Origin of the sequence: Methylobacterium sp. E-065 (assembly GCF_022829605.1) — a bacterium.
Lineage (GTDB): Bacteria > Pseudomonadota > Alphaproteobacteria > Rhizobiales > Beijerinckiaceae > Methylobacterium.
Window position 1 is genome coordinate 47,350 of the sequence record NZ_JAKSYD010000020.1, and the last position, 6,683, is coordinate 54,032.

Annotated in this window: 5 protein-coding genes; all 5 read left to right on the top strand. The window is 72.1% G+C overall.

The genetic code is table 11. The features are described from left to right. Window positions 1-77 precede the first annotated feature (77 nt). The 5 genes from MKK84_RS01585 (at window position 78) to MKK84_RS01605 (ending at window position 6,350) form a co-directional block, all read left to right on the top strand. Window positions 78-1,217, top strand: a complete 1,140-nt coding sequence (locus tag MKK84_RS01585; protein ID WP_243916282.1) for a pyridoxal-phosphate dependent enzyme — start codon at window positions 78-80, stop codon at window positions 1,215-1,217. Between the two features lie 153 nt (window positions 1,218-1,370). After that, window positions 1,371-2,492: a DSD1 family PLP-dependent enzyme gene (locus MKK84_RS01590; RefSeq protein ID WP_243916283.1), complete on the top strand. Its 1,122-nt coding sequence runs from the start codon at window positions 1,371-1,373 to the stop codon at window positions 2,490-2,492. 144 nt (window positions 2,493-2,636) lie between these two features. Beyond that, on the top strand, window positions 2,637-3,575 hold the full coding sequence (locus MKK84_RS01595) for an ornithine cyclodeaminase family protein (protein ID WP_243916284.1): 939 nt from the start codon (window positions 2,637-2,639) through the stop codon (window positions 3,573-3,575). Between the two features lie 48 nt (window positions 3,576-3,623). Next, window positions 3,624-4,412 (top strand): precorrin-6A synthase (deacetylating), encoded by a 789-nt coding sequence (gene cobF / locus MKK84_RS01600; protein ID WP_243916285.1) that lies wholly within the window; start codon window positions 3,624-3,626, stop codon window positions 4,410-4,412. A gap of 198 nt (window positions 4,413-4,610) precedes the next feature. Further along, window positions 4,611-6,350, top strand: a complete 1,740-nt coding sequence (locus tag MKK84_RS01605) for a DEAD/DEAH box helicase (protein ID WP_243916286.1) — start codon at window positions 4,611-4,613, stop codon at window positions 6,348-6,350. Window positions 6,351-6,683 lie beyond the last annotated feature (333 nt).

Below are 6,683 nucleotides of genomic sequence, written 5' to 3' on the forward strand. Positions count from 1 at the left end.
TGTCCCCGATAGGGGGCGCGCCGCCCAACATTATTTTGTATTCTCTTTTCGAACAGCCCCCCGGAAGCCGAGCCGCGATGCCCCCGTCTCCCGCCTATATCGACCCCGCCACCGGGGCGACCTACCCGATCGAGACGCCGCGCTGGCGCTCGGAGAGAGGCGGGCCGCTAATGATCACCGACCTGCCGGGGATCGGCCGGGCCGAGATCGAAACGGCCGAGCGCTCGCTCTGGCGCTACGCCGCCGCGCTGCCGGTGGCGGTCTCCGATCCGGTGACCCTCGGGGAGGGCTGCACCCCGCTGGTGCGCCGGCCCTGGCGGGGCGGCCACGCGCATTTCAAACTCGAATGGTTCGCGCCCTCGGGCAGCTTCAAGGATCGGGGCGCGTCCGTGATGCTGTCGATCCTGCGCCAGCAGGGTGTCGACGCGGTGCTGGAGGATTCCTCCGGCAACGGCGGCGCCGCGGTGGCGACCTATGCGGCGGCGGCCGGGATGCGGGCCAAGATCCTGGTCCCGGCCTCGACCTCGCCGGCCAAGACCGTGCAGATGCGGGCCGCCGGTGCCGAGGTCGAGCTGATCCCCGGCACCCGCCAGGACACCGCCGACGCGGCCGTGCGACAGGCGGATTCGATCTTTTACGCCAGCCACAATTGGCAGGCGCATTTCCTCCAGGGCACCAAGACGCTGGCCTACGAGCTGTGGGAGGATCTGGGGTTTTCCGCGCCCGACGCCGTGATCATCCCCTGCGGGGCGGGCAGCAACATCCTCGGCTGCGATATCGGCTTCTCGGAGCTGCTGCGCCGGGGCGCCATCGCCCGCCTGCCGCGGCTCTACGCGGTGCAGCCGGTCCATTGCGCGCCCCTGCATGCGGGCTTCGAGGCCGGCGCGGAGGATTTCGTGCCGGTCACCCCGCGCCCGACGCTGGCCGAGGGCGCCTCGATCGCCCAGCCGGTCCGTGGCCGCGCGGTGCTGGCGGCGCTCCGCCGCTCCGGCGGCGGCACCGTGGCGGTCTCCGAGGCGGCGATCGAGGCGGCTCTGATGGAGCTCGCCCGGTCGGGCCTCTACGTCGAGCCGACCTGCGCCATGGCGGCAGCCGCGCTCACCGACCTGACCGCACGCGGCGCGATCCGGCCCGACGAGACCACCGTGGTGGTGCTCACCGGCACCGGCATCAAGGCGACGCCGCGCATCGCCGAACTTTTGGGTGTTGCCCCGTGAGCCGCTGACGGGACTAGAGCCGTGCCCGATCGCGCCGCACTCGAGCACGGCTCCAAGTCTTTGTTTTGGCGCGCTTTCTTTCGCCGAACCGGTGTCCACTTCGGCGGAAAACGCTCTAGCGAACCATAACCGCGACGACCAGGAGGAAAACCCATGCGCAACAACATCCCCGCCAGCGTCGGCATGTCGGTCGAGGACGTCGACACCCCCTGCCTGCTGGTCGATCTCGATGCCCTCGAGCGCAACATCGACAAGCTCGGCGGCTTCATGAAGGAGCGCGGCCTGCGCCACCGGGCGCACGCCAAGACCCACAAGTCCTCCGACATCGCCGTGATGCAGATCGAGCGGGGCGGCGCCTGCGGGGTCTGCTGCCAGAAGGTCAGCGAGGCCGAGGCGCTGGTCAGCGCCGGCATCCGCGACGTGCTGGTCTCCAACCAAGTGACCGCGCCCCGGAAGATCGAGCGCCTCGCGGCGCTGGCCAAGCGGGCGCGGGTGCTGGTCTGCGTCGACGACCTCGGCAATGTCGACGACCTCTCGGCAGCGGCGGTTCAGTACGGCGTCACCCTCGAAGCCCTCGTGGAGATCGATGTCGGCGCCGGCCGCTGCGGCGTCGCGCCGGGCGAGCCCGCCGTCGCCATCGCCAAGCGCATCGCGGCGGCGCCGGGGCTGAGCTTCGCCGGCCTGCAGGCCTACCAGGGCAAGGCCCAGCACGTGCGCGATTTCGGCGAGCGCAAGGCCCTGATCCAGACGGCGATCGACGAGACCAAGCGCACCGTCGACCTGCTCAAGGCCGAGGGCCTCGACTGCGCCATCGTGGCGGGGGCCGGGACCGGCAGCTTCGCGATGGAAGGCGGCAGCGGCGTCTACAACGAGCTGCAATGCGGCTCCTACGTCTTCATGGACGCGGACTACCAGCGGGTGAAGGACGCCGAGGGCCGGCCAATCACCGATTTCGAGAACAGCCTGTTCATCTACACGGCGATCATGAGCAAGGCGAAGACGGACGTCGCGATCTGCGACGCCGGCTTGAAGGCCCAGAGCATCGACAGCGGCCTGCCCCTGGTGTTCGGCCGGAATGATGTCGAATACATCAAGTGCTCGGACGAGCACGGGGTGCTGAGCGATCCCGGCAACGTGCTCAAGCTCAACGAGCGTCTGAAGCTGATCCCCGGCCATTGCGACCCGACGGTCAACGTCTACGACTGGTATGTCGGCGTGCGGAACGGCCGGGTCGAGGCGATCTGGCCGGTCACCGCCCGCGGCATGACGTTGTAAGGGGATTCCAAAGGGCCTCGGCCCTTTGGCGGGGTGTCGGGGCAGGGCCCCGACGCTGGGGCTTTGGCCAACAGCAGGGCTCTGCCCTGCACGCGCGAAAGGTCTCGACCTTTCGAAACCATGACTTGGGAGGTGCTTGAATCCATGCGCTTCATCTCGGAAGAGGAATCCGCCGCGCTGGTCGATCACGCCATGGCGTTCGACGCGGCCCGGGAGGCGCTGATCGCCGCGGTGGCACCGGGCACCACCCTGTTCCCGGCGGTGCTCGGCCATGGCTCGGAGCCGACCAACCGGTTCTCGATCAAGTCGGGGGCGAGCACCGACTATGCCGGCCTGAAGGTCGGCTCGTTCTGGCCCGGCAACCCGGAGCGGGGCCTGCCGCGGCACAATTCGGTGATCCTGCTGTTCGATCAGGCCGTCGGCCGGGTCGATACGGTGATCGAGGCGGGCCGCGTCAACGCCTACCGCACGGCCGCCGCCGACGCGGTGGCGGCGAGCGTGCTGGCCCGGCCGGATTCGGCGGTGCTGGCCGTGTTCGGGGCCGGCAACCAGGCCGAGTTCGAGGCCGCGGCGCTGGCCCGGGTGCTGCCGATCAAGACCGTGCTGGTGGTCGCCCGGGATTCCGCGAAGGTCGCGGGCTTTGCCGAGCGTCTGGCGCGGCAGGGGGCGTCCGGGCTCGACGTGCGGGCGGCCTCGCCGCAGGAGGCCTGCGAAGCGGCCGACGTGATCGTCACGGCGACGCCGGCCCGCGCGCCGCTGTTCGAGGCCGCCTGGGTCCGACCCGGCACGCATGTCGCCGCCATGGGCGTGGACGCCAAGGGCAAGCAGGAGCTGCCCCCCGCGCTGCTGGAGCGGGCCCGCCTGTTCTGCGACCTGCCGGAGCAGTCGCGCACCATCGGCGAGTTCCAGCATGCCTCCGCGCAGGCTCAGGCGGGCCTGCGGGCGATCGGCGACGTGCTCCGGAGCGGGGAGGGGGGCCGGACCGATCCGGCCGAGATCACGGTGTTCGATTCCTCCGGCATCGCCCTGCAGGACCTGACCATCGCCCGGGCGATCCTCGCCAAAGCCGACGCGCGCTTGTAGGGGAGGCCGGCGCCGGCCCTCCCCCGCCCCGGCGGAGGAGGGAAGCGCATGCAGGACCGGCAGATCCGGGTGATCGGCATCGGCACGGGCGATCCCGAGCACCTGACCCTGCAGGCGGTGCGGGCGCTCGCCGATGTCGACGCGGTGTTCGTCCTCGACAAGCGCGCCGAGACCGCCGACCTCGTGGAGACCCGCCGCCGGATCTGCGCCGCGCATATCCGAACCCCCCACCGGCTCGTCACCGTGGACGACCCGCCCCGGGAGCGCCGCCCGGCCGATTACGGCAGCACCGTCGAGGCGTGGCACGCGGCCCGGGCCGAGCGGCTGGAGGCGGCCTTCGCGGCTCATCTCGGGGCAGGGCAGGTGGGGGCGATCCTGGCCTGGGGTGATCCCACCCTCTACGACAGCATCCTGCGCATCCTCGACCGGATCGCCGCGAACGGGCGCATCGCCCTCACCCGCACGGTGATCCCCGGCCTGTCGAGCGTGCAGGTGCTCGCAGCCCGCCACGGGGTGCCGCTGAACGGCATCGGCGGATCGGTGCTGATCACCACCGGCCGCCGCCTCGCCGCGGGCTGGCCGGCGGATGCCGAGAGCGTCGTGGTGATGCTCGACGGCGACCCGACCTTCGGCCATCTCGACCCGGACCTGACGATCCACTGGGGCGCCTATCTCGGCAGCCCGGACGAGATCCTGATGGCCGGCCGGCTGGGCAGCGTGGGCGACGCGATTCGCCGGGTCCGCGCCGAGGCCCGCACCCGCCACGGCTGGATCATGGACATCTACCTGCTGCGCCGTGACCGTGCCGCCACGGACAGCGACGACGGGCTCCGCTAGAGGGCGCTTCCACCGCGCGACAATCCTGGATTCGAAAGGTCGAGACCTTTCGCGGGTGCAGGGCAGGGCCCTGCTGTCTGGCTTCGCCCGATGTCGAGCGAAGCTCGATGTCGGGGCACCGCCCCGACACCCCGCCAAAGGGCCTCGGCCCTTTGGGATCCCGGGACCGCGTGCGACCGGGCTAGGGCGAAGACGGGCATGCCACGACCTGAGCAGGGATTGCACCTGCGGGACTATCAGCGCGCCAGCCTCGACGCGCTTACGGCGGCCTGGGCGCAGGGCGGGGCGGACGAGGCGGCCCCCGGCCACCTGATCGTGCTGCCCACCGGCGCCGGCAAGTCGCTCGTGATCGCGGCCCTGGCCCGGGAGACCCTGGCCGAGACCCCCCTCGCCCGGGTCGTGATCGTCACCCACAGCCGCGAGCTCGTCGCCCAGAATTTCTCCGAACTCACCCGCGCCTGGCCGGAGGCGCCGGCCGGGATTTTTTCCGCCGGGCTCGGACGGCGGGAGGCCGGCGCGCAGGTGCTGGTCTGCGGCATCCAGTCGGTGGCCGAACGGCTCGACGCGGTGGGGCCGCGCGACCTCGTGATCGTCGACGAGGCCCACCTGATCCCCCGCGCCGCGGAAACACGCTACGGCCGCTTCCTGGCGGGCCTGCGGGCGCGCAGGCCCGGGATGCGGGTGGCGGGCTTCACCGCGACCCCCTACCGGCTCGATTCCGGCCGGCTCGACGAAGGGGCGCAAAGACTGTTCTCCGGCATCGCCTACGAGGCCGATACCTTCACGCTGATCCGGCAGGGGTTTCTGGCGCCCCTCGTCTCCAAGGCGACGCTGACCCAGCTCGACGTCTCGGGGGTCGGCCGGCGCGCGGGCGACTACATCCCGGGGGAGCTGGAGGCGGCGGTCAACCGCGACGCGATCACCCGGGCGGCGGTCGCGGAACTCGCGGAATACGGGCGCGGGCGCCGGGCCTGGCTCGCCTTCTGCGCCGGGCTCGCCCATGCGGAGGCCGTGCGCGACGCGGTGCGGGCGGAGGGTTACCCGTGTGAGACCGTCTCGGGCGAGACGCCCCGCCGGGAGCGCGACCGGATCGTCGCCGCCTTCCGGGCCGGAACAATCCGCTGCCTGACCTCGGTCGGCGTGCTGGGCACCGGCTTCAACGTCCCCGAGGTCGATCTCGTGGCGCTGCTGCGCCCGACCCGCAGCACCGGCCTCTACGTCCAGCAGGTCGGCCGGGCCCTGCGCTGCGCCCCCGGCAAGACCGATGCGCTGATCCTCGATTATGCCGGGCTGGTGCGGATGCATGGTCCGGTGGATGCGGTGACGGTCCGGAGCGCCGGAGAGGTCCAGAGCCAGCTGCTCGGCGGGGCAGGGGGCCCGCGCGCCAAGCCCTGCCCCGGCTGCGGCGCCCTGATTCCGCTGAACGCCTCGACCTGCGAGCCCTGCTGGACCGAGCCGGAGGCGGACGCGGAGATGGATGCCCCGCACGACGCCGCGGCCGACGACGAGCTGCCGATCCTGTCGGCCGATCCCGGCGCGCGCGGCAACGGACCGTCCGGCCCTGCCCCGGAGCCGGACGAGGCATGGCCTGACGCCCCCTGGCATCCGGTCACGACCCTGAGCCTGGAGGCCGCGCCGGACGGGCTCGATCTCGTGCTCGGCTGGCGCGATGGCGCCACGGACGCCGTTTGGTCCGTGCGCCTGCGCCCCGAGGGGCGCGGCTACGAGCGCGAGAAGGCGGTGCAGTGGTGGCGCGGCCTAGGCGGCGGCCGGGACGCGCCCATGAGGACCGCCGGGTTCCTGGACCGGGCCGATCGCCTGACCCGACCGGCGGCGATCCGGATCCGGCCGGGCCGGCTGACGGAGCAGATCGAGTGCCGGGCAGGGGACGGACGGATCCTCGGCGATACCCGTCGGCGGGCTGGATCGGCCGCCTGACACGGGTCCCGGTCGATGCGTTGCGCGCGTTATGACGGTGGGGAGGCAGCAAGGAACCGCAACCGAAGCGTCTGGATGGAAGCCGCATGCGAGGCCACCCCTTCGACACGCGCGTCATCGTCCCCGCGCGCCTTTCGGCGCCGGGGGCATGGCCCAAGAGAGACAACACGAGGGACGCGGGACGCCGCGGGGACCCAGGTGTCGGCCAAGTAACGCGCGGGATCCGGTCCCCGCGGCGCCCGCGGCATCGACCGGGCATCGCCCCCGGCCGGTGCCGTCTTTCTCGTCGCGGTGTCTCCGACGTCCCGATCCTGCGACTCCCCGTTAGCGGTC

Bases quoted from the DNA above. Each gene is read 5' to 3' on its own strand.
- MKK84_RS01585 (WP_243916282.1), top strand. From the start codon at position 78: ATGCCCCCGTCTCCCGCCTATATCGACCCCGCCACCGGGGCGACCTAC.
- MKK84_RS01590 (WP_243916283.1), top strand. From the start codon at position 1,371: ATGCGCAACAACATCCCCGCCAGCGTCGGCATGTCGGTCGAGGACGTC.
- MKK84_RS01595 (WP_243916284.1), top strand. From the start codon at position 2,637: ATGCGCTTCATCTCGGAAGAGGAATCCGCCGCGCTGGTCGATCACGCC.
- cobF (WP_243916285.1), top strand. From the start codon at position 3,624: ATGCAGGACCGGCAGATCCGGGTGATCGGCATCGGCACGGGCGATCCC.
- MKK84_RS01605 (WP_243916286.1), top strand. From the start codon at position 4,611: ATGCCACGACCTGAGCAGGGATTGCACCTGCGGGACTATCAGCGCGCC.